This is a genomic window from Mesorhizobium sp. Pch-S (assembly GCF_004136315.1).
Classification (GTDB): Bacteria; Pseudomonadota; Alphaproteobacteria; order Rhizobiales; family Rhizobiaceae; genus Mesorhizobium.
This window is the reverse complement of record NZ_CP029562.1, coordinates 1,551,664-1,575,033: the sequence shown is the minus strand read 5'-3', so window position 1 is coordinate 1,575,033 and position 23,370 is coordinate 1,551,664. Positions and strand designations below refer to the sequence as shown.

Sequence of the window (23,370 nt, the reverse complement as noted above, 5' to 3'; positions counted from 1 at the left end):
ACTATCAGAACTTGACGCTGAGATCCGCTCGCACGCCATGGTCGCTGGCCTTCGATCCGACCTGGCCGTGATAGGACAGTCCGAGCGTCGCCTGCGGTGCGATGGCGAAGTCGAGCCCGGCCTCGATGACGGCGGCGTCCCTGGCGATCGGCGCACCAGCGATGGTGAAGGCGCTTGAGCCGGTGAAGGCCTGGCTGATGGTTGGTGTCACATCGCCATAGGCATGGCGCCAGCCGATCATGCCGCGAACTGTGGCCTTGGTGGAGCCGATGTCGAAGTCGGTCGAAGCACGGATGCCGAGCGTCGTGAAGGTGCTGTCGTTGGAGCCGCCGTGGACGGTCAGCGCCGATGCTCCGCCTTGCTCGGTGAAGCCGTTGGTGTGGACGTTGACATAGGCGAGGTTGGCGAAGGGCTCGAAGGCGACGCTGCCGGCCTTGAGGCTGTACCCGAGTTCGCCGAAGACCTGCGTGGTGCCGGCGCGGTAGGAGCCGGTCAGGCCGTCGCTGAAGCCGGGGAAGGCGACCTGGCGGCTCGTATCGATCTCGCTCCATGTGTAGGCAAGGCCGGAGCGGAAGGAGAGGGCTCCCCACTGCGTGCCGCCATAGACGCCGAGATGGTAGTTGTCGCTCGAAGCCGATGACCTGCGATCATCGACCCTGAAGGACGAATGGCTGTAGCCGGCGAGCAAGCCGAGGCGGACGTCGTCGGTGATCAGGCCATCGACACCGGTGACGAAACCGCCGGTCGAACGCGACAGCCTGGCGGCATTGCCGTCGCCGCCGAAGTGCCCCCACGAACCGAACACCGAGCCCCAGGCGCCGTAGCGCTCGGAAGCAATCGAAGCCGTGGTGATCTCTTTCGCATCGTCGCCATAGCCCATCAGCGGCAGGCCGCCGACGGTCTCGAAGGCCGAGCGCAGGCGATCGTTCACGGCATCGCGCACGAAGCGGCTGTCTTCGATGAGGCCCGTCACCGTCGAGGCATGGACCTCACCCGACAGGCTGTCGAAGGCGGCGCGGGCTTCATCGGCGGACAGCACCAGCAGTGTGTTGTAGAGCGCCAGCGGCGCACCGCTCTGCTGCAGCGTGTCCAGCGCACCCGCCGTCTGCTTTTGGTTGTCGGTGTTGGCGACCTTTCCGAACACCGGCTTGCCACCCGGCGCGTCTGCTTTCAGCGCGATCTTCAGGTCGACCGCATTGGCCTTCTGGACGAGCGTCGCATCGAGGAAGGCGGAGCGCGCCAGCACGGCAGGGTCGAAACCACCGATGATGCCGCCGCCGGCCGTCAGGATCGTGTAGGTCTGGCCTTCCTGATAGCTGGTCTTCGCATCGAGTGCCGTCACCGCGACCTTGCCGCCGCCGAGCGTCGCCTTGCCGGTGGCGGCGATGCGGTCGCTGCTACCGTTGCCGGCGATCTCGACCTCATAGGTCGAGCCGGCAGCCAGAGCCACATCTCCGGCGATGTTCAGCGTGCCGATCGAGTTGCCGGGAGCGATGGTGCCTGCAATCGTGACAACGCCGATGGTGCCGCTGCCTTGCAGGCGGCCGCCGGCCAGCACATTGACCGCGCCGCCGAGCTTGCCGTCGACGGAAAGAATGCCGTTCTCGACAAATGTCGAACCGCTGAAGCCCGAGCTGTCGCCGCTCAGCTTGAGCATGCCGGAACCGGTCTGGCGGATATTGCCGTTGCCGGAGATCACATTGGCAAAGGAAGCCGTGTCGCTGCGGTTGAAGGCCAGCGTGCCGTTGTTGACGATCGTGCCGGCAACCGAGCCCGAGGTGCCGCCATTGCCGATCTGCAGGATGCCGCCCTTGATCGTGGTGGAGCCGGTATAGCTGTTTGCGCCCGCCAGGATCAACGTGCCGGCGCCGGTCTTGACCAGCGAGGCGCCGACGCCACCGGCAACGCCGGCATCCTGCAGGATGCCGTCGATGCGCTCACTGCCGCCAAGCCCGCCGAGCGTCAGCGTCTTTGAACCCATCAGCACATTGCCGGCGCCCGAAAGCGCGCCGATCGCTATGCCGCTCGTCACCCGCGACAGGTCGACGATGCCGCCGGCATTGTTGGTGATCGTCGCACCCGAAGCATCGGCATCGGTCCTCAAAAGGACGCGCCCGCCATTGTTGTTGATGATGCTGGATGAGCCGGCGCTGGTCGTGTTGCGGAATACGACATAGCCACCATTGTTGATGATGGTGGCATTTCCCGCGGTGGAGTTGTCGAAGAAGTCGACCGCGCCGCCTGCCGCATTGGTGATCTGCGCATGTCCGGCCGAGCTGTCGTCCACGAAATTGCTGCTGGCATCCTTGTGGTTGAGGATCGTGGCCTGGCCGGCATCGCTGCTGTGCCAGAAATCCACCGTGCCTGAATTGTCGAATTGCGCGGCCGCGGCTGTCGAATTGCCGTGGAAGCCGACGCCGCCTCCGCTGCCGATGACGATCTGGGCATGGTCGGCGCTGCTGCCATCCTTGAACAGGATGTTGCCGCCATTGACACCGATGCCGGGGCTGGCGGCCGTGGTCAGGTGCAGCGATCCGGCACTTGTTCCGGTCTCGAAGTCGAGCGCGCTGTTGGTGCCGATCTGGACCGGCCCGCTGCCCATGCGCCCGTGACGGTCACCGACACGAGGCCCCGGCTGATGACGGTGCCGCCGCTGTAGCCGTTGATGCCCGACAGCACCAGCGTGCCTTCGCCCAGCTTGGTGAGGCCGCCGCTTCCGTTCAGCGATTGCGAAACCGTGAAGGTGTTGAAGACGCTCTCGATGTCGAAGCCGCCACCGGCCGCGCCCCAGGTGATCGCGCGGGTGGTGCCGGTGAAGGTCTTTCCCGTCACCTGCAGGATGCCGCCATTGAAGATCAGCCCGCCGCCGATGCCGAGATTGTCGTCCGATGCCACCGACAGCGTGCCGCCAAGCAGCGCGGTGTCGCCCGTGTAGGTGTTCGCCGCCGTCAGCACCAGCGTGCCGTTGCCGGTCTTGGCGAAACCGGTGGCAGTGCCGTCGACGAGCGTGCTGTCGATCATGGTTGTGACGCCGTCATCGACAAAGATTGTGCTGGCCGAGCCCGATGCCGGGTTGAAGGCCAGGTTGCCGCTGTTGATATGGTATGCGTCGGTCAGGAACCGCAGCGTGTCGAAACTCTGTGTGCCGACGACGCTGATCGTGCCGAAGGCGCCCTGGAACACGCCGGTCCAGCCCAGCCAGGGCTGGCTCATTGTCCCGTCGGCGTTTGTCCAGTTCGTGCTGCCATTTGCCCAGTTGCCGGAACCGCCGTCGACGACGCCGTTGGGCGTGGTGTTGCCGCCATCCCAGTACTGCATGGTCTGGCTGGCGCCGGCAGGCGGCGTGGAGACCAGCGCCAGAGCGGTCGATGCCCAGAGCACCAGTCTCCACCGGTGAGACAACCCCAATTTAACGCCCACTGTCTGCACCCTTTACCCCCTTTTCGGTGGCTCGCGCAGCACGCCCGCAAGCCATCAGACCGTCGAAGCCCCCTCATCGACAGCCATCCCATCTGAACTCACGGATGCTTTGATCCGGCAAGCTCAGGATTCTGAAATTTTTCTGAAATTTGCTGATTTGCGCCGGCGATCGGCTGGAGGTTCGCCCTCGATGCATGCGGGGCGCGAGAGCCCACGGCCAGCCTGGCCATGTCAGAACCTTGCCCCGGCCTGCAACCGGAATTGCTGCGGACCGATGCCATTGCGCCCGTCGACGGTGAAACCGTAATCGGCCCCCAGCCTCCAGTCTGGGCCGAACTGCATGTCGGCACCGAGCGTGACCGTCGCATGGTCGCGTGCGCTGCCGGCGTTTGTCAGAAGATAGGACGGGCTGCCGGTCAGGTTCGCATAGGACAAGGCGAGGCTGCTGGCGCTGGCGAAGTCGTGCCCGTATTCCAGCCGCAGCTTCGGCGTGAACACGCCCCAGTCTGTCGGGATCGCATAGCCGAGCCGCAGCCCGACAAGGCCGGTGAAGGTGTCGATGTCCTGGTCACCGTAGCGGATCGCCGACCACGCGGCGCTGTTTTCGCTGAAGGCGTCGAGGCTGCTGCGCGAGGCGCTCATACGCAGATAGGGCGAGATGAACACGCCGTTGACCGTCGTCTCATAGCCGGTGGTCAGCGATGCGAAGATCTGCCGGCCATCGCGCGATCCGTCGAAGAGATTGCCCGTCAGCGCATCGAACCGCTTCGAATCGAAACGCAGCCAGCCATAACCGGCGACGCCGTCGAGGAAGACGCCGCCCGAGGGGTGGTAGCTGCCATAGACCGCGGCACTGTAGGCAAGGCCGTTCGTGCGTGTGCCATCGTCGCCGATGAAGCTGCGGTCGGAGCCTAAGCTGATGCCGAGCCCGGCGGCGAAGCGCTCGCTGAAACGATAATCCATGCCGGCGCTCAGGCCGAAGGTGGTGAAGTCGAAATTCCTGCCGCTGTCAGTGAAATCCGTCGATCCGAAATTGACCGAGCCGCCGGTCCAGAAGGCCAGCGCGCCGTCGGCGAAGGGCGAGCAGTTGTCCGGCGCCTTGCGGGCCGTGTCCTTGTCGAGGCCCAAGGCTCCGACCTGGTCCGCCGTTCCCGCTGCCTGCGCATCCTGTCCTGGCTCTTTGCCCGATCGGCTGTCGTTCAGGCCGACACCCCAGCGGTTGGCGAGGCAGCCGCCGCCATGCAGCTGTTCGAGATGGCTGTTGAGATTGTCGAGCGCCATCGCTGCGAAACGCTTTGCCGCTTCCGCCTCGGCATTGGCGACGCCGGCGATATCGCTGTCCCTGGTCGGATCGGGCAGGGCGGCGACGCTGAAGGAGATGGTCGCTGGCGCCGAGGTGGCATAGCGGTTGGACAGCGTGTAGGTCGCGACCGCCGTGCCGGAGAAGGTCGGCGAGGGCGTGAATTTCAGCTTGTAGTGGCCGGCCGCCACCAGCGAAGCCATCATTGCGCCGTCGGCATCGGCGGTGTCGCCGAGGATGATGGTGGCGGTTCCGGCCGAAGCCGGTGTCAGCGCTATCAGCCTTGCGTCGGTGAATGGACCGCCGGTGGCGCCTGCCGTCAGGTCCACCGTGGTGTTGCTGCCGGCGACGACCGAGGCATTGATGGACGGTGCGCTGATCGCCGGCGCCGCCACGGTAAGCCCATAGCTTGCCGCACCGGCAAAGCCGATACTGTCCCTGGCCGTCACGGTGATGTTGCTGGTGCCGATGTCGGTCGGCGTTCCGCTGATCGTGCCGCTGGCTTCATCGAAACTCAGCCCGGCAGGCAGCGTTCCCGTGATCGCATAGCTGTAGGGGCCGGTTCCATTCGTAGCGGTGATCACGCTCTTATAGGCCGCGCCTGCTGTTGCCTGCGGCAGGGCGCCGGCGCCCGGCGTGAAGACCAGGGGCGACCGCGGCTGCATGGTGATCGTCACCGTGGCCGGCGCCGACATGCCGCCTGGGCCTATCGCTGCATAGGTGAAGCTGTCCGTGCCGTCGAAAAAGGCTGCGGAAGGCGTATAGGTCACGACCATGGCTGAAAGAATGAAGGTGCCACGGGTCGGTGGTTGCGCCATCGATATTGAAGTGACGGCGCCGCTGAGCGAGGTCGTGAAGTCGATCGCTGTGGTCGTCGCGTAGGATATCGACACGGCCTTGTCTGCTGCGACTGGAGCCGCTTGGCCAATGACCATCGAATAGGGTTGCGAACGGCTGAAGCTTAGGTGGTCGGTCGCGGTGATGGTGAAGTTTCCCGACCCGCTTGCCGTTGGTGTACCGCTCAGCACTCCGGATGGTGAAAGGATCAGCCCAGCTGGCAACATGCCTGATGTGACAGCATAGCTGTAGGGTGACGTTCCGCCGGAAGCGGAAACGGTGGTGGAATATGCGGTACCGACCCGACCGTTGGGCAGGGTTGCAGGCACGACGGTGATGGTTGGCGCGTCGACGGTAAGGCTGAATTGCCTGGAATCGGTCTGCGTCGCCTGGTCGGTGGCCTGTATCGTGAAGCCGAAGGTGCCGCTGACCCGCGGCACGCCGGAGATCGTGCCCGTCGCAGGATTCAGAGACAATCCGGTCGGCAGGCTGTTGGCGGTTATCGAAAAGACATAAGGCGGTGCGCCGTCGCTGGCGTTGATGCGCTGGCTGTAGAAAGTCCCGCCCGTTGCCGGCGGCAGCGACGGCGTTGTGATCGAGACGGCGCCGCCCGGTATTTTGATCTGGAAAGCAAGGGTCACCGCTGGTGCGGGTAAAAAGGCCGCATCGCCAGGCTGATTCGCTTCGATGCTGCAGGTACCCGGAGCCTTGGCGAAGACCTGGTTGCCGTTTCTGATCTCGCAGGTGTTGGGTGTGCTGGACTGGAACGTGACGGGCAGGCCGGAAGTCGCCGTGGCGTTCAGTGGGGTCGTGGTGCCGAAGTTCACATTACCCGGATCCGTAAAGGTGATCGTCTGCGGTGTCGCGGCAACCGCATGCGTTCCCGGTGCCAGGAACCAGACAAGCATCGCAATGAAGACAAGCGCCTTCACAAACGCTGATGGGATTTTCGAAAACCGCGCCAAGAAATTTCCCCAGACGCCCGCGATGCATCCGCGGTGCATTGTGTTGAAAGAAAACGGAGATTCGTGCGCGAGCGCATTCAGCTTAGGCACTCGGGCTGAAGGGTAAATACGGCATATGCCGTATATCGGTGCGGACCGTGGCAGGGCTGTTCGAACACATCATGACCGCGCGCCGGCTGCTGGATGCGAGAGGCGCCGCAATCGAAACGCCTGCGTGCCTTGGCGCGCCGCGTTCCGGTGCCACCACACTTCCCGCCCTGCACCATCGTTCGTTCCCCAAAAGTCGCCTGCGCGCCGCCTCTTCGCCCGGAGGTACGGGCATGGCGGCGGACCAGTGCCGCCATGCCTTCGCATGCCCCCCATCGGGCTGTCCGCCTGCGCCCCGCAGGAGGCCAGGCCGAACGGAGCAGGTTTCGACCGGCGTTTTGCATCCGTCAATTGCTTCACGGACCAACGGACATCTGGTAAGGACGAACGGAAAGAAGTGCCAACAATGCGCTACCCGTGATGCGGTTTTGTCACAGGCAGGGCCTGGTCGGTGGAGGGGTCGTGTCCGGGCATAAGCGCTATCGAAGCCGCTCGATCAGGGACATCTCGGGCGACATTGCGCTCGACTGCGTCAGCCTTGCGGCGGTCAGCCTCATCGCGCTTCCGGGCGACGCGGCGATCTCGCGGGTGCTTGCCGATCTCGGCGGCAGGTTGCACGCCGACCGTGCCTGGATGTTCGAATACGACACCGATCTCGCACGCTTCCGCAACACGCACGAATGGTGCGCGCGCGGCATCCGTTCGCATGTCGAGGACCTCCAGGATGCGCCGGTGTCGATGATCGGCTGGCTGCAGCGCTCCCTGCTCGCCGGCAAGGCGGTGATGATCGATGACGTCTCGACCTTGCCGCCTGCGGCATCGGCGCTGCGCCGCGAGATGCTGCGTCAGCTGGACAGGAGCGTGCTCAGCGTCCCGGTGTTTCACGGCGGCAGGCTCCGTGCCTGCATCGGCTTCGACACTGTGCGTGAATTGCGGGAATGGAGCGATGCCGAGGCGGCAATCCTGGCGGTGTGCGGGCGCATGATTGCCGAGGCGCGCTACGGCGCGCCGGATGTTCGCCGTCTCGCCCGGCAGGACAGTGCTCCGCTCGTCTATATCGGCCATGGCGGCACGATCCGGGGCATCCCCTTCGACCAGATCGTCGGGATACGCTCGCAGCGCAACGACACCATGGTCTGGCTCGACGACGGTTCGGTCATTGTCGACCGGCGTCCGCTCGCCGCCTGGCGTGACCTGCTGCCGCAGGCGAGGTTTCCATCGATCCACCGCACCGCGATCGTCAACCTCAACCATGTTTCAGGCCTCGACAAGCACGCCGGCGCCGGCTTCCACTGGCAGGTTCGGCTCCGCATCGTCGAGGACGACTGGCCCGTCTCGCGCCAGCATCGCAAGACGGTGGTGGAACGGCTGGGGCTCTGACGGTCTCGACGTTGGGAGGAAACCCGCTCCGGCGAACCGGAGCGGGGCGTGTCTCTCTCAGAACCTCACATTCAGATCGGCCCTGACACCATGATCGCGCGTCTTGGTGCCGAGCTGTCCCCGATAGGACAGTCCGAGCGTTGCTCGTGGCGTCATGGCGAAATCGAGCCCGGCTTCGAGGGTCGCGGCATCCCTGGCGACAGGCGCGCCGGCGATCGAGAACACGCTGCTGCCGGCGAAGGCCTGGGCGACCGTCGGCGTGACATCGCCGAGGCCATGCCGCCAGCCGATCATGCCACGCATCGTCGCCCTCGTCGGACCGATCTCGAAATCGGTCGCTGCGCGGATGCCGAGCGTGGTGAAGGTAACCGCGTTGGAACTGCCATGGACAGTCAATGCCGCAGCGCCTCCCGTCTCGGTGAAGCCATTGGTGTGCACGTTGACATAGGCGAGGCTGGCGAAGGGTTCGAAAGCAAAGTCGCCTGCCTTCATGCCATAGCCGAATTCGCCGAAGAGCTGCAGTGTGCTGGCGCGGCCGTTGCCGCTCAGGGTATCGCTGAAACCGGGAAACGATACCTGCCGGCTGGAATCGACATCGCTCCATGTGTAGGCGAGGCCGGAGCGGAAGGAGAGCGAGCCCCATTCCCTGCCGCCATAGAGACCGAGATGGTAGCTGTCGCCAGAGGACGAAGACCGCCTGTCATCGACCTCGAGCGAGGAATGGCTGTAGCCGGCAAGGAAGCCGAGTCGCCAGTCATGGGCCACCAGCCCGTCCGTGCCGGTGACGAAGCCGCGGATGCTGCGTGAGGTTTCGGCTGCATTGCCGTCGCCGCCGGTATTGCCCCAGGAACCGAAGACCGAGGCCCAGGCGCCGTTGTCGCGCGGTCGTTCGGTGGGAACCAGCGCCGTCGTGGCCTTTTCCTCGCCGTAGCCCAGCAAAGGCAACGGCTCGCTGGTCCGGGTGGCAGCGCGCAGCCGGTCGTTCATGGCATCGCGCACGAAGCGGCTGTCTTCCAGCAGCGCTGTCACCGTCGAGGCGTTGACCTCGCCGGACAGGCCGTCGAAGGTGGCGCGGATCACCGCCCTGTCGTCCGGTAAAAGGGCGACGGCATCATAGAGCGGATTGATGGCGGCGACGCCGATGCTTTCCAGTGCTTTTGCGGTGGCGATCTGGTTGCCGCTCGTCGCCTTCGAGGCGAAGGCGCTGTCGTTGCGCATCAGGCTGAGGGTGACGTCGCCTTTGCCGTAGCCGAGCACCGGTGTCAGGAAGGCGAAGTCCGACGAGACGGTGTCGAATTTTCCCGCCACGCCGCCCTTGGCTGACAGGATCGTGTAGGTGGAGCGCAGCCTGTATTTGCCGCTGGCGCCGACATGCGCCACCGAGCCGCCCTTGATGGTGGCGTTGCCGGTCACATCGACCTGGTCGGATGCCTGGCCGTCCGGATCGACCTCCACCGTGAAGCGTGATCCCTTGTCGAGGACGAGGTTGCCGTTGACGGTCAGCGTGCCGATCGAGTTGCCCGGCGACAGCGTGCCGCCGGAAGCGATCGTCACCGTCGCGCCAGGGCCCGAGCCGACGGTGCCATGGCCGCCAAGCGTGCCTTGCACCGTCATCGAGCCGCCGAGCACGGCATTGCGATGGCTGGTGTCGGAGCCGACGATCAGCATTCCGGAGGCCACCCGGGTGGTGCCGGTGAAGGCGGCGCTGTTGCCATCATGGACCAGCGCGCCGGTCCCGGTCTTGACGAGGGCGCCGCTGCCGGACACCACGCCGCCATAAGAGGCATTCGCCGACTGGTCGAAGGTGAGCGAGCCGCCGGCGTCGATTGTGGCATTGCCGCCGAACCGTTCCGCTGCCGCGACGAGATTGCCCGCCTCGATCGTCCAGTCGAGCGCCGACAGGCCGCCAAGGGTGAGCGTGCCGGAGCCGCGCTTGACCATGGCGCCGGCGGTGCCGTTCAGCGCCGCGATCTGCCCGGCGAAACGGCCGTCGCCGGTCTGGTCGAAGACGGTGGTGGCGGCGTTGAACAGGTTGCCGGAGATCGAGGTGGCGTTGCCGACCAGCGTTCCGGCTTCGACAGCGCTGTTGCCATAAAGGTTGTTTGCATTGTCGAGCCGCAATGTGCCGGCGCCTGATTTGATCAGATTGCCGTTGCCGACGATTTCGCCCGTCAGGCCGAGCGAAGTTCCTTCCGCCGTGTTGAACCGGCCGTCCTGGATCAGCAACACCGGACGGGCGCTGTCGAAACCGGCGACGGTGGCCAGCTGGCCGCCATAGAAGATCAGGATGCCGGAGCCGGCGCCGAGATTGGCGTCGGAAGAGACCTGCAGCGTGCCGCCGGTGATGGCGGTGCCGCCGCTGTAGCTGTTGTTGCCGGTCAGGATCGTCGTGCCGGGGCCGTTCTGGTAGACGACGCCGCTGCCGGAAATGACGCCGGCAAAGGTGAAGCTGTCGCCGCGGCTGAAGGCGAACGCGCCGTTGTTCAAGACATCGCCGGCGATCGAGCCGGAGTTGCCGCCATTGCCCAGCTGCAGCAGGCCGCCCGAGATCGTCGTGCCGCCGGTGTAGGTGTTGGCGCCGCTGAGCAGCAGCCCGCCACCCGCGAGTTTGAGGCCCAGCTTGCCGCCGCCCGAGCCATCCTGGATTACCCCGGCAAAAGTCGAGGGCAGGCCGAGTTTCGAGGTGTCGACCGTGAGCAGGGCGTCGCTCGCACCGCCATTGGTGATGATGCCCGAGCCCGCGAAGGCGCTGTTGATGCCGCCGACCGCGGTGCTGTGGCCGTTCAGTTTCAGCGTGCCGCCCGGGCCACCCTGGCTGTTGTCGAAGGCGATGGTGGCGCCGGTCGTCAGCGCCTGTTCGGCCAGCACGTTCAGGATGCTGGAACCGCTGAGATATTGCAGGCCGCCGCTGATGGCGCCGGCGGCGGAAGCATTCAGCGTGCCGTTGTCGAACAGGGTTCTCTGGCCACCGCTGATGGCATTGGTTGCGGAGGCGTTGATCGTGCCGGTGCCGGTGACATATTGCTCGCCGCCGCTGATGGCGTTCTGGGCCGAGGCGTTGAGGGTGCTGTTTTCGTTGATGAACTGCTGGCCGCCGCTGATGGCGTTTGCGACCGAAGCCTCGAGGCGGCTGGTGCCGTAGAACCATTGCAGGCCACCACCGAGTGCGCCGGCGGCGGTGGCGTTGAGCACGTTGTTGTTGCGGAAATACTGCGTTCCGCCACTGATGGCATTCGCGGTGGAGGCATTGAGCGTGCTGGTTTCGTAGAACCATTGCTCTCCGCCGGTGATGGCATTGGCGGCCGAAAGATTGAGTGTGCTCTGGTGCCGGAAGAACTGCTTGCCACCGCTGACCGCTTCAGCCGTGGAGACATTCAGCCTGCTGTCGTTTTCAAACACCCAGTCCGGCGAGTTTTTGTTGAAGAAGTCTTTCGTGTTTGCTTCCAGCGCCGTGGTGCCGGTGCACGGGCTCAATGTGCATGCCGCCTGAGCCCAGGCGGCATTCTCGACAAGAAGGCCGGAGCTGAACAGCCCGGCACACCAGAAACCAAATAGAACCTTTCCATGTTTCGTTTGTAATTGAGGTTTCGAAGTTATTCCAAATGGGTCATGCGAAGATCGAGGACAGGCCATTTCGAATCACCTTTCCTCCCCAGTCGGAAGAGAGGTTATTTTTTGAATATACGAGAGTTCAATCAGGAAATATTACGAGTGGATATTTATGTTATTCTAAAGTCGAATGACGGATTCTCGATTCATGAAAGATGATCAGTAAATCATATTTTCGACTCAACGGGATGGCGTCATTTGCTCACTCGCCTGCGCATGCGGAGCGGGACAGCAAGGAATGTTGTTGATGAAGAGGCCGGGATGGTCGCGGGCTACGGTTGAACGCCCAGGGTTCCTGCAATAGGAATTGCCCGCATGGATGAGATGTCGCCGCTGCAGCGCGCCGTTGAGCGGTGCTACGAGGTGTTTGCCGTTTATCCCAGGCCCAGGCTGCTGGACGCTTCGCCGTTGCGGGATCGGGACCTCATGAAGCCTCTGCTTTCATTGCCGCTGCGCGAGCTGAGTGATGAACAGATCGGGCCCTATGCGGGGTATGCCCTGACCACTGTTGGCGGTGTCGACGACTATCGCTATTTCCTGCCCCGCATTCTCCATCTGGCCACCCAGGCACAAGGCTGGCCGGGCCTTGATCCCTCCCTGATCGGCGAAAAGCTGAAGCGGGCCGGATGGCTGGATTGGCCGGCCGATGAGCAGGCGGCAATCCGGCATCTGTTCGAGGAAGCCTGGCAGCGTGCGCTCCGCCGGCATCCGGACGAAGAGAATGCCGAGGACTGGCTCTGTGGCATGGTGGGTCTGGACTTCGGGGTGGTTGCCGCACTGGAGGCGCTCGACGACCCGCACGCCGGCAACTCCGCCCTGCAGCTTGCGGGCATCGTTCGAAGCTCGGTTTCTGAGCTCGATGGCAGCAAAAGCCGCTTCTGGGGCGATATGAGCGATGACAATCGAGCCGTGATCCGGACATGGCTGCTCGATCGGTGCGGCGAAAGACTCCATCGCGCGCTCGGCAGCGTTTCAGAGGCCGACCTCTGGCACATAGAACAGGCGCTTCAGGTTTTGGAGCGGCAACGGGGTTGAATCGCGGTCAGCAAGATCTGGGCCGCTAACTTCCGCATCGGCAGGGTGTCGGGGTCTAGTCGCCGCCACCACCGCCATCGCTGGTGTCCCATGGGCCGCCGCCATTGCTGGAGTCGGGCTGGATCGTATTCGGGAACCGCTTTTTCCGATTGCGCCACAAGGAAACGAGGATCACGAAAAGCAAGATGACGCCCAGGAAAAGGGATACATCGTAGGTGGTCATGCCTTCCACGGCATCCTCGTTTCTGGCGAAAGCACTGGCAATGATGGAGAAAATCCCGTCATTGTAGACCTGTTCCGATTGCTGCCGGATGCCGGGCTCATCCGGCGTGGGCCAACCGCCGGCGAGACCGCATGGATTTCTTCAATATCCCGAAACTGATCGAGCAGGGCGTCTACGACGTCATGATGTGGATCCTGTTCTTTCCGCTGACCGTGCTGCGCATGATCGTCAGCCCGCGGCGGACCTTGCGCTACGTCCGCGAGCAGGCGGCGCTGGATCCGGACACGGCATTCTCGGATGCGATGCGGCCGGCGCTTTTTCTCGCCATCGCCATCATCCTGGGGAGCTTCATATCGCCGGACGATATCGATGTGCTGCGCGCCACCAGCAGCAGCGCGCTGGGCAAGATGGTCTACGGCTCGTGGACGAGCGTCACCGCCTTCTCGATGATCGCGCTGTGCCTGGTGCCGCTTGTCGGCGCGCTGCTGCTCGACCTGCTGACGCCGGGACGGGTCAGCCGCGAAAGCCTTCGCGTCCCCTTCGACCAGCAATGCTACATCGGCGCACCGTCCATTCTCGTGCTGACCTTCCTCGGCGGCGTCGGACCGTCGCTGCTGGGGCTGACGGTTTCGGGCATCGCCGTGGCGGCAGCGCTCGCCTGGGTGCTGGTCGTGGAGTATTTCTATTTCCGCGACAATTCGGAGCTGCGTCCGCTGGTCTGCATGGCGCTCGTGCTCGCAACGCTGTTCGGCGGCCTCGTGCTGATCGTGCTGGCTGCGCTTCTGGTCACCGGCGTTTCGCGCTAAGCCGACGGTGGCGAAGAGCGGTCGCGCGGTGAACACCAACGGCAGGCCTTCTTGATTTCGTTTGGTTTCCGCTGGACTTTGCGATGCTCAGGCTGTCCGGGGATCACACATGCCGTCTTTGCGATCGTGGTTCTATTACCAGATCTCGCGCTTCACCCTGGCGCGGCTGCGTGCACGCAACCTGTCCTTGCCGGAACTGCGCGCCGACCGCGAGAAGATCGCAGGCCGCATGTTCAGGCTGCCGCAGGGCGTCGCTGTGCGGCCCTGCACCATCGGCGGCTGCCCGGCCGAATGGCTGGTGCCGCAGGGCGCTCGCGCAGGAACCGCAATCCTGCATCTGCATGGCGGCGCCTACCAGACCGGATCGCTGGCGACCCATCGCGCCCTGGCGGCACGCCTTGCGCTGGAGAGCGGCTCGCCGGTGCTGCTGTTCGAATACCGGCTGGCGCCGGAGCATCCGTTTCCGGCCGCGCTGGACGATGCGCTCCGGGTCCATCGCGCACTGCTGGCCGGTGGTGAAGTCAATCGCATCGCCTTCGCCGGCGACTCGGCTGGCGGCGGCCTTGCGCTCGCTCTGGCGCTGGCCCTGCGTGAAGCCGGTGAGCCGCTGCCAGCCGGTCTTGCTCTGCTCTCGCCCTGGACCGATCTCGCGCTGACCGGCGCGACCCATCGCAGCAAGGCCAGGCACGACCCGTATTTCCCGACGCCGGGTATCCTCGATGTCGCGGCCCAGCGCTACGCCGGCGCCGACCGGCGCAACCCGCTGGTGTCGCCGCTCTATGCCGACCTCTCGGGCCTGCCGCCGATGCTCATCCATGTCGGCACCTACGAGACGCTGCTCGACGATTCCGTCATGCTGGCGGAGCGCGCCAGTGCCGCCGGAACGGCGGTCGAGATCCGGCAATGGCCCTATATGTGGCATGTCTGGCAGGTGTTCAGCGGCAGGATGCCGGAGGCGGATCAATCACTGGCGGAACTGGGTGCTTTCCTGCGGCAGCGGCTGCAGGCTTGAGAGCGCCCATGCGGGAAACCCTGTAGAATCCTGAGGGATGCCCATGTCATCGGCGTTCCGGCATGGATCCCCGACACTCTCCAGTCGCTTCGCTCCCTTCGAGGTCGAGGATGACGAGGGTGGGGAGCGCCAATCTTCAACGTTGCTGATGACGCCGACGTTTTGGTTTTCGGGTGGCGTAGATTGAAGCGCCAGCGCTCGTGGTTTTCGCACGGCAAAGAAACCTCGTCATCCTCGACCTCTGAGGGAGCGAAGCGACCGAGGAGTGTCGGGGATCCATTCCGGAACGCCGGTGAAGCGCCGCTCCGGTTGGGATAAGCCAGGACGCTCTAACTCGCTGTTTTTGCAAATCTCTTTTTTGCGCAATTCCGGACGGAAAACCGTTACACACTTTCCTGGAATTGCTTGGTGACTCGCTCGAATTCAGGAAAATCATGCAAAAAATCGTATACGCCGTCATCGCCCTCGCCCTCATCGGCGTCGGTTGCTATCGCCAGTTCGTAACTCCATCCGCGTCCGCCGCCGATCAGGCCCGCTGCGAAACGATCGTGAAGGAGATCTACGCGACGAGCCCCGAAAGCATCGAGACGTTGGCCGGGAAATGCGGCGAACCCGGAATGGTCGCCATGATGGACGCGAAAAAGAACAGTGATGGCGCCCAGGCGGCAGCGCAGGCCATAGCCTCGGCAAACCAGCAGGACCTGTGGTCGATCCTCGTCAATTGTGCCCTGATCGGTGCCGGCATCGGCGCCGCGGGCGCGGCCGTTGCAGCGGCGCGCAAGAAAGCCTGACAGGGTCGCGGGTGGGCGGCGGAGGCGCGAGGCCCCCGCAGCTCACACCTGTTCATACCAACGGTCATTTTTGACCGTTGGAGCGCGCGACTGCGCGCCGCGCCCGTTGGCGCGTGAGCCAAGCGGCCCGGAGGGGCCGCGCCGGCGTTTGAGGCGTCCTGGATGTGTCAACATCCAGGACCTCTAGTATCAATGCTTCAGCCGGTCGCGCATGGCGTACCACAGCATGCCGAGCACATAGAGCGGTCCGCGCAGCGCTGCGCCGCCGGGGAAGGGCATCGGGTTCAGCCCTTCGAACAGCGCGAAGCGGCTGGTCTCGCCCGATATCGCTTCGGCCAGCAGCTTGCCGGCCAGCGTCGACAGGATGACGCCCTTGCCGGAATAGCCATGCGCGAAATAGACCTCGCCGTCGCGGCCGACATGCGGAAAGCGCGAGGTGGTCACCGACACCAGGCCACCCCAGGCATAGTCGATCCGGCGGCCCTTGATCTGCGGGAAGGTCTGCTCCATGTGCGGGCGCACGAAGGCCTGGATATCGGCAGGCGGGCTCGGCGTGTAGCGCTCGCCGCCGCCGAACAGCAGGCGCCCGTCGGCGGAGAGCCTGTAGTAGTTGACGACGAAACGCGAGTCCGAGACGGCAGCGTTGCTGGGGATGATCTCCCCGGCGTCAGTCAGTGGTTCGGTGGCGACGATGTAGTTGCCGACCGGCATGATGCGGCTTTCCACACGCGCATCGATGCCGGAGAGCAGGGAATCGCCGGCAAGCACGGCATGGCGGGCGCGCACCGCGCCCTTTGCCGTCTCCACCCGGATGCCTCTGCTGCGGTCGATGCGCAGCGCTGGCGAGGCCTCATGGATCGTCACCCCCGCCGCTGCCGCCGCGCGGGCCAGCCCCAGCGTGTAGTTGAGCGGGTGCATGTGCCCGCCCAGCGCATCGAAGAGCGCACCCTTGTAGGGCGACGCGACCGCGTCGAGCGACTGCGACGCCGACAGCACGCTTGCATGCGGATAGTCCATCACCGTGGTCAGGCATTCGACCTCGCGCTCGAACCAGGCCATGTCGCCGTCGCTGATGGCGCAGACGAGATGGCCGGTTTTCCTGAGGTCGCAGTCGATGGCGTGGCGCTCGATCATGTCGAGCACCAGCCCCCATGCCTCGAAGGCGAGGTCGAACAGTGCCCTGGCGCGTTCGCGGCCGTACAGCTTGACCAGCTCGTCCGCTCCCTTGCGCAGGCCGACGATCATCTGCCCGCCATTGCGCCCGGAGGCGCCCCAGCCGACGCGACCGCCTTCCAGCAGCACCACCTTCAGGCCGCGCTCGGCGGCATGCAGTGCCGCCGACAAGCCGGTGCAGCCGCCGCCGACCACGACGAGGTCGGCATCGACCTCGCCGGCGAGCGGCGCGTGATGCGGCGCCGGACTGGCCGTCGCCGCATAGTAGGATCGCTCCATATCAAGTCCGGAGTTGAAGCCCATGATCACGCCCTCGCAAAGAGGTGATCACGTTCCCAGGCGGTGATGACGCCCTGGAAATTCTCCAGCTCGACCTGCTTCAGGCGCAGGAACGCGTTGGTGAAGCTCTGGCCGAGCAGCCGGCGCACCGGCTCGCAGCCGTCGAGGCGCGCCAGCGCATCCTCCAGCGTGCGCGGCAGATTGGGCCTGATCGTGTAGGCGTTGGCCGGCGCTTCCGCCCGCCGTTCCAGCCCTTCCTCGATGCCGAGATAGCCGCACAGCAGCGATCCGGCCATGGCGAGATAGGGGTTGGCGTCGGCGCCCGGCAGCCGGTTCTCGACACGTCGGCCGATGCGTTTCGAACCCGGTACGCGCAGGCCGCAGGTGCGGTTGTCGCGCGCCCATTCGACATTGTTCGGCGCGCTGAACCCCGGCTTCAGCCGGCGGAACGAGTTCACATTGGGCGCAAACAGCGGCATGGCCTGCGGCACATAGGCCTGCAGCCCGCCGATGAACTGCGAGAACAGCGCGCTGTCGCCGTCATGTTCGTCGGCGAACAGGTTGAGGCCGCTGGCAGCATCGACCACCGACATGTGCAGGTGCATCGAGCTGCTCGCCTGTTCGGCGATGGGCTTGGCCATGAAGGTGGCCGCCAGCCCATGCTCGCGCGCGGCTTGGCGCACCAGCCGCTTGAACACAAGCACCTGGTCGGCCAGCCGCAGCGGATCGCCATGCTTGAAGTTGATCTCGAGCTGGCCGGCGCCGGTTTCGTGGATCATCGTGTCGAGCGGCAGCGCCATCAGCTCGGCCTGCCGGTAGATCTCGTCGATGACCGGCTGGAACTCGCCGAGCGCTTCCATGTCGTAGGGTGCCGGCGACGTCTCGGCACGGCCGGAAATGCCAATGGGGGCGCCGGGCGGCACGTTCGGATCCGGGTTCGGCGCGGTGAGATAGAATTCCAGTTCCGGTGCCATCACCGGCCGCCAGCCCCGCGCCGCGTAGAGCGCGATCACTGACTTCAGCACCTGTCGCGGCGCTGAAGGCCACGGCGTGCCGTCCTGGGCAAAGGCATCGCAGAAGACATAAGCCCTTCCGGGCCGGGTTCCCGCCGCCAGGCAAAGGCTGGTCAGGTCGGGCTGGAGCCGCATGTCGGCGTCCTGGTAGGCGCTTTCGTCGTCGATGGCGCCGGTGTAATGGCCGGTCACCGCCACCATGAAGGCGCTGTTCGGCAGCATGATCGCGGCGTCGGTCGGCGGCGCCAGGAGTTTCGGTGCAGGCACGATCTTGCCGCGCAACACACCATTCATGTCAGGTACCAGGCACTCGACTTCCGAGATCGCCTGTTGTTCGAGCCACTTTGCCGTATCAGTCATGTCCCACCACTTCTATGCGCCAATCTGAAATCTTGTCGGAGATTGCGAGCAGGTTGGTAGGCAAGGGGCCAGGGCGTGGGCGCCGGTCGTCGATCTTCATCTTATCCTCCAGGGATGTTTGGCCTGAATTGGCTGCGCGGAACCGCGCCCGTGTGTGTTGCCATGCCTGTCGCATCGGCTGCAAGCCATCCGTGTCGGGGATCGGTTGGCGCAGGCGTCGGCAGCCGCGTGCTCCGGATGGCAGAGCCGGCGCGAACCATCCCGCCTGGACAATGACCGGGAGTGGTTGTGGATAGCGACCTATTCACACTCAGGGGTTGATGCTGTACATTTAAAACAGAGGGAAAATTAGGATTCGCGAATATATTGGTGAGTAATGACCGTCTCATTTAGGCGTTTGTCATATTTATTTGGCATAGTATATTCATGCGCTTTGTTGTGTATACTTATATTTATTTCGCTTAGATTCTTCAAGGACGAAAGAAATATCGCAGCTGTCTGGCTCTCGTTCGGATTTCAGATAGCAGTACTGACGCTGACGGAAAGAAGCCGTGCATATATCCTTGCGATGTTTCTTGCCGCGGCCGCGACGATGCTGTTCCTTGCCGTGCCGCCGATCCTTGCAATCGGGTCAGCTGCGATCACAAGTGCCGTTGCAATCTGGTCGGCCTGGATTCTCAGGAACGAGCCGGACTGGATCAAGGGGCGCGACGACCGCCTGAGGCCATGGCTGCTGTTCGTGGTTTCGTCCGGGTTGATTGCTCCGGGCGTCAACGCGTTGCTGGGCGCGCCTCTGGCGACAATCGCCGGGATCGTTCCCGCCACCGGCAATGCCTGGCTGATGACGGCGGTCACCTGGTTCATCTCCGACGCCCTGAGTGTCGTGGTCGTGACGACGACACTGCTGCGGTTGGGTTCCGTGAAGCTGCGCCACCTGCCTGACTGGCGCGAAATGCTGACGACGCTCGGCGTCATCGCGGTCGTCGCGGCGCTGTTTGGTGCCATCGCGGTGCAGGACAACATCCTTCCCATTTTTCTTGTCGCCCCTGTCCTTGTCGTCGTGCTGTATGTGTCGGGGACAACGGCGTCGCTGGTCTGCCTCGCGCTGTTCGTTACGGCCTCGATTGTCGCGACGATCCTCGACGACGGCCCGTTCATCGCGCTGGCGTCTCTGAGCCGGTTTGATCCGATCGTCATGTGCCAGATCTACGCGCTGGCGATTTTCTGTACCGTCGTGCTTTATGCGGGGCTGCTGGGGGAACGGCTGCATCATCACAAGCTGCAGCTCGCCAACGCCCACATCTACGAAATGCTGGCCAAGCGCTCCGGAGACATCGTCTTTGCCGCGGATTCCTACGGCAAGATCCTGTTCATCTCTCCGTCCATAGGAGAGGTGCTCGGGGTGCCGCTGCAGACGGCCGAGATGCGAGGCTGGAAGAACTACGTCGCCAAGGGCGACGTCAAGAAGATATACAAGACCGCCTTTCGGGTCATCCGGACCGGAAAACCCGTTTCGGTGGATTTCCGGATCATCGACGCGAAAGGCCGTGAGAAGATACTCGAGGCGATCGTCCAGACATCGAGCGCCGGAAAAGCGACGATTGTGATCGGTTCGATGCGCGATGTCACCGAGCAGCGGCGCCATGAGCGTGCCTTGAGCAGACTGTCGGAAACGGATCCCCTGACGGAACTGCCGAACCGTCGCGCGTTCGACAGATATTTCAGGGCCGAGTGGAACAGGTCCTTCGCCGCGAAAGCGTCGATGTCCATCCTGATGATCGACGTGGATTATTTCAAACAGTTCAACGACACCTTCGGCCACCAGTCCGGTGATGAGTGTCTCGTCGTCATCGGCAGCGCCATCCGCGGAGCGCTGAAACGGGAGGGCGAATTCTGCGCGCGGTTCGGCGGTGAGGAATTCGTGGCCATCCTGCCGAACACCGACGAGGCCCATGCGCGCAAGGTCGCAGCCAGGGTGCTGTCGGCGATAGCGGACCTGAACATGGCGCACACGGAAAGCCCGTACGGCATCGTGACCGTCAGCATCGGCGTCGCCGCTTCGAGGCCGCTGTGCGATGAGCTGGACCTCGGCCTGCTGGAAGCCGCGGACGCCGCTCTCTATCTGGCCAAGCAGCGGGGGCGCAATCGCGTGGAAGGTCCCGGCTCCATGGCGTGATGAGGCGTGACGATCTCGGCTACGGGGCGGTTCTGCCGCCAGAGACAAGGCCGGAGACAAGGAATGACCGGCGCCATGCGGTCGGGCTGACGCCAAACCTGTCCTGGAATTTCGCGCGAAAGGTCACCACGCTGCCGAAGCCTGCCTCATGCGCGATCTGCTCGATCGAGCGCTTGCCTGTTTCGAGGTGGCCCTGTGCCAGCGTCAGGCGCTGATCGGTGAGCCAGGCATTGAAGCTCGACCCCATCGACTGCTGGAAAAGCCTGGTGAAGCTGCGGCGGCTCATCTGCAATCGCGCGGCAACCGTATCGATGCTGTAGTTGCGGTCGAGGTGCCGCGCGATCTCCTCGACCGTCTCCCTGAGGCGAACGTCCTGGGGAGCGTCGGCCAGGGAACGCTGGATGAACTGTGTCTGGCCGCCGGCCCGGTGCGGCAGGGCCAGCACGTTGCGGGCGATGCGGTTGGCGTTCTGCGGGCCAAAGAAGCGCCGCGCGATGTGCAGGCAGCAATCGACGCCCGCCGTCACGCCGGCAGAGGTGACGACCGCACCTTCGTCCACATAAAGCGCGTTTTCATCCAGTTCGACTGCGGGAAAGCGGCGGCGGAAATCGTCGCAGAACGCCCAATGCGTGGTGGCACGCCTGCCGTCGAGCAGCCCGGCTTCGGCGACGACATAGGCACCCAGGCACAGGCCAACGATGACCGCACCATTGGCGTGTGCTGCAATCAGCGTGTCGACGAGGTGCTGCGGCGGAGGCTGGTAGGGGAGTTGCCAGCTCGGAACGAAAACGACATCCGCCTTGAGCAGATCGGGCAACGTATGGCTGGTGTCGATGTCGAACCCGGCACTGGTATGCACCGGGCCATCATCGATGGCGCACACCCAAAGCTCGCTGTCGACCCCGTCGCAATGCATCTCGCCGAAGATCTCGCAAGGCACGCAGAGCTGGAAGGGCCGCACGCCCTCATAGGCCACGACCGCCATTCTGATGCGTTGGCCGGTTCCCTCCGCCATCTTCGCCGTCACCTCTCCGTAGCGTATGCCCTATAGTGTTCCTGCTGGCATGCGGTTGGCCCGATCCGATCGACAATTGCCCATCGGGCCATTGTCGTCAACGATGCGGGCACCTAGCCTGCCGGACGCAACAAACGAGGAGCATGACCATGCCTGCAATCATTCTCGTCCATGGTTTCTGGGGCGGCGCCGCCCATTGGGCCAAGGTGATCGTGGAACTGTCCAGACAGGGATTTTCGGATCTGCATGCGGTTGAAGTGCCGCTGACGTCGTTGGCGGACGACGCCGGCCGATTGAAGCAGATGATCGCGCAGCAGAAGGGCGATGTCCTTCTGGTGGGCCATTCCTATGGCGGCGCCGTCATCACCGAGGCGGGGAACCAGCCGAACGTCGCCGGTCTCGTCTACATCGCGGCCTTTGCGCCGGATGCCGGTGAAAGTCCGGGCGGCATCACCCAGGCCAATCCTCCCGCGGCAATCGCCAACGTCGTGCCCGACAGCGACGGCTACCTGTGGATCAAACCCGATCAGTATCACCAGAGCTTCTGCCAGGACCTGACGGCGGATGAAGCACTGGTCATGGCGGTCACGCAGAAGGCGCCGCTCGGTTCGACCTTTGGCGACACCATCACCGCGCCTGCCTGGAAGACGAAGCCGTGCTGGTACCAGATCTCCAGCGAGGACAGGATGATCAATCCGCAGAACCAGACAATGATGTCGTCGCGGATGAACGCGAAGAAGATCATCACCCTTGGCAGCAGCCATGCGTCGCTGGCTTCCCAACCCCGGGAAGTGACCGGCCTGATCGCCGAGGCCGCGCGCTCGATCTGACGCTCGAGCGTTTCCGTTTCTTACGGAAACGCGGAAACATTCCAACTCTTTCGCTTTGTATTTTGCGCAATTCCGGGACGGAAACCGTTACGCACTTTCCTGGAATTGCGCTGGCAAAGCGCCAGCCCGGGCCTGTGGCAATCGTCAGGCCTGGGCCGGCGTCATGCGTCGCTAGTCCTCGACGCTCGCTTTCGGTCGATGCTCATGCCAGGCTCCGACCTCCTCCCCGCTCATGCCCTGAGCATCCGGGTTGGACGACGGCACCTCCGCATCCAGTCCGGTTTCGCAAGCCGGGCTGATGAGCACGTGCGGTTCGACGTCCAGGGCCGCCGCGATGACGACGATCATGTCGAGTGTCGGCGTCCGTTCCATGCGCTCCAGCCCGCCGACGCCGCGCCGGCTCAACCCTGCCTTCAGGGCCAGGTCGAGCTGGTCGATCCCCTTTGCGGTCCGCAGTTCTTTCAGTCTGTTGGCAAGCAGCCGTCGATATTTCCACTGAACCGGCACTTCCATCTCAAATGTCCCCAAGCCTTCCCGGTCATCCATTTTGCGGAGCCTGGACGGTGCCGCCAGCCCGGGAAGCCGGCCGCGTTGTCCAGGGTGTCCTCCTCCCCGGGGAATGTGGCCGGGGAGGAGGACGAGGCTACGCGGAGCTTCGGGGGAAGCTTCTGCAGCCTCTTGCACGAACGAGCTTGACAGCCCCCTGTCTGAGCCCGTTCATGAGCGTATTGCGGCAGACTCCATAAGGTTGTGATTCCGTATTACATACAATCTTGAGTTGAAGATTCGGTCAAGGCCATTCGGCCTGCAATGTTTCCAATCTGGTTCGGATGAGCGGCGCGGCCGGCGCAACTTGCGGCGGGCAGGGAGGGATGCCGCTGTTGGCAGCCGGAAAATCCCCTGCGGGCAGGCCGGGCCGCTACAAAAGCAGCCGCCTGACCGGATCGGCCGGCGGCCGGGCGCGATGGCGAATGCGCGATGTTCTCAAAGGCAAACCGGATACCTCGTCATGTCCACGCCCGGATCGCATCGTGATGCTGATTCGGATCCCTCTCTCGA

General features: G+C 64.2%; 16 protein-coding genes. 7 read left to right on the top strand and 9 right to left on the bottom strand.

The window, feature by feature from the left end; genetic code table 11:
* Positions 1-4: 4 nt before the first annotated feature.
* From C1M53_RS07300 to C1M53_RS07290, 3 genes are all read right to left on the bottom strand, one after another.
* Complete coding sequence (locus C1M53_RS07300) at positions 5-2,602, bottom strand: autotransporter domain-containing protein (RefSeq protein ID WP_129411634.1); 2,598 nt, start codon at positions 2,600-2,602, stop codon at positions 5-7.
* Positions 2,521-3,381, bottom strand: a complete 861-nt coding sequence (locus tag C1M53_RS07295) for an autotransporter-associated beta strand repeat-containing protein (RefSeq protein ID WP_129411633.1) — start codon at positions 3,379-3,381, stop codon at positions 2,521-2,523. Before C1M53_RS07295 ends, C1M53_RS07300 begins: the two co-directional genes overlap by 82 nt.
* 270 nt (positions 3,382-3,651) lie before the next feature.
* A complete protein-coding gene (locus C1M53_RS07290) occupies positions 3,652-6,522 on the bottom strand; it encodes an autotransporter domain-containing protein (RefSeq protein WP_165358078.1) in 2,871 nt (956 codons plus the stop codon).
* Between the two features lie 549 nt (positions 6,523-7,071).
* On the opposite strand from C1M53_RS07290, the gene C1M53_RS07285 reads away from it, so the two are divergent.
* A complete protein-coding gene (locus C1M53_RS07285; RefSeq protein WP_165358077.1) occupies positions 7,072-7,989 on the top strand; it encodes a GAF domain-containing DNA-binding protein in 918 nt (305 codons plus the stop codon).
* Between the two features lie 57 nt (positions 7,990-8,046).
* On the opposite strand, the gene C1M53_RS07280 is transcribed toward C1M53_RS07285, so the two are convergent.
* Entirely contained in the window at positions 8,047-11,463 is a 3,417-nt protein-coding gene (locus C1M53_RS07280) for an autotransporter domain-containing protein (protein ID WP_165358076.1), read from the bottom strand.
* Between the two features lie 450 nt (positions 11,464-11,913).
* On the opposite strand from C1M53_RS07280, the gene C1M53_RS07275 reads away from it, so the two are divergent.
* The gene (locus C1M53_RS07275) at positions 11,914-12,633 is read left to right on the top strand and encodes a hypothetical protein (RefSeq protein ID WP_129411629.1); all 720 of its coding nucleotides are present in this window, start codon (positions 11,914-11,916) and stop codon (positions 12,631-12,633) included.
* Positions 12,634-12,688: 55 nt separating this feature from the next.
* On the opposite strand, the gene C1M53_RS31640 is transcribed toward C1M53_RS07275, so the two are convergent.
* On the bottom strand, positions 12,689-12,856 hold the full coding sequence (locus C1M53_RS31640) for a hypothetical protein (protein ID WP_165358075.1): 168 nt from the start codon (positions 12,854-12,856) through the stop codon (positions 12,689-12,691).
* Positions 12,857-12,987: 131 nt separating this feature from the next.
* Here C1M53_RS31640 and C1M53_RS07270 point away from each other — a divergent pair, with 131 nt between their 5' ends.
* From C1M53_RS07270 to C1M53_RS07260, 3 genes are all read left to right on the top strand, one after another.
* Positions 12,988-13,662, top strand: a complete 675-nt coding sequence (locus tag C1M53_RS07270; RefSeq protein WP_129411628.1) for a hypothetical protein — start codon at positions 12,988-12,990, stop codon at positions 13,660-13,662.
* Positions 13,663-13,771: 109 nt separating this feature from the next.
* Positions 13,772-14,674 (top strand): alpha/beta hydrolase, encoded by a 903-nt coding sequence (locus C1M53_RS07265; protein WP_129411627.1) that lies wholly within the window; start codon positions 13,772-13,774, stop codon positions 14,672-14,674.
* A gap of 434 nt (positions 14,675-15,108) precedes the next feature.
* The gene (locus C1M53_RS07260) at positions 15,109-15,465 is read left to right on the top strand and encodes a hypothetical protein (RefSeq protein WP_129411626.1); all 357 of its coding nucleotides are present in this window, start codon (positions 15,109-15,111) and stop codon (positions 15,463-15,465) included.
* A 189-nt stretch (positions 15,466-15,654) separates the two neighbouring features.
* Here the strand turns inward: C1M53_RS07260 and C1M53_RS07255 are convergent, their stop codons facing one another.
* Together C1M53_RS07255 and C1M53_RS07250 are read right to left on the bottom strand one after the other, a co-directional pair.
* The gene (locus tag C1M53_RS07255) at positions 15,655-16,941 is read right to left on the bottom strand and encodes an FAD-binding oxidoreductase (protein ID WP_129411625.1); all 1,287 of its coding nucleotides are present in this window, start codon (positions 16,939-16,941) and stop codon (positions 15,655-15,657) included.
* 2 nt (positions 16,942-16,943) lie between these two features.
* Entirely contained in the window at positions 16,944-18,290 is a 1,347-nt protein-coding gene (locus tag C1M53_RS07250) for a glutamine synthetase family protein (protein WP_129411624.1), read from the bottom strand.
* A gap of 376 nt (positions 18,291-18,666) precedes the next feature.
* Between C1M53_RS07250 and C1M53_RS07245 the strand changes: the two genes are divergently transcribed.
* Positions 18,667-20,466, top strand: a complete 1,800-nt coding sequence (locus C1M53_RS07245; RefSeq protein WP_129411623.1) for a diguanylate cyclase — start codon at positions 18,667-18,669, stop codon at positions 20,464-20,466.
* Positions 20,467-20,485: 19 nt separating this feature from the next.
* Here C1M53_RS07245 and C1M53_RS07240 read toward each other — a convergent pair whose 3' ends face one another.
* Positions 20,486-21,481: a helix-turn-helix domain-containing protein gene (locus tag C1M53_RS07240; RefSeq protein WP_129411622.1), complete on the bottom strand. Its 996-nt coding sequence runs from the start codon at positions 21,479-21,481 to the stop codon at positions 20,486-20,488.
* Between the two features lie 143 nt (positions 21,482-21,624).
* Between C1M53_RS07240 and C1M53_RS07235 the strand changes: the two genes are divergently transcribed.
* Complete coding sequence (locus tag C1M53_RS07235; protein WP_129411621.1) at positions 21,625-22,311, top strand: alpha/beta hydrolase; 687 nt, start codon at positions 21,625-21,627, stop codon at positions 22,309-22,311.
* A 171-nt stretch (positions 22,312-22,482) separates the two neighbouring features.
* Here C1M53_RS07235 and C1M53_RS07230 read toward each other — a convergent pair whose 3' ends face one another.
* Positions 22,483-22,857 carry a helix-turn-helix transcriptional regulator gene (locus C1M53_RS07230; RefSeq protein WP_129411620.1) on the bottom strand — a complete coding sequence of 125 codons (375 nt, stop codon included), beginning with the start codon at positions 22,855-22,857 and terminating at the stop codon, positions 22,483-22,485.
* Between the last annotated feature and the right edge of the window lie 513 nt (positions 22,858-23,370).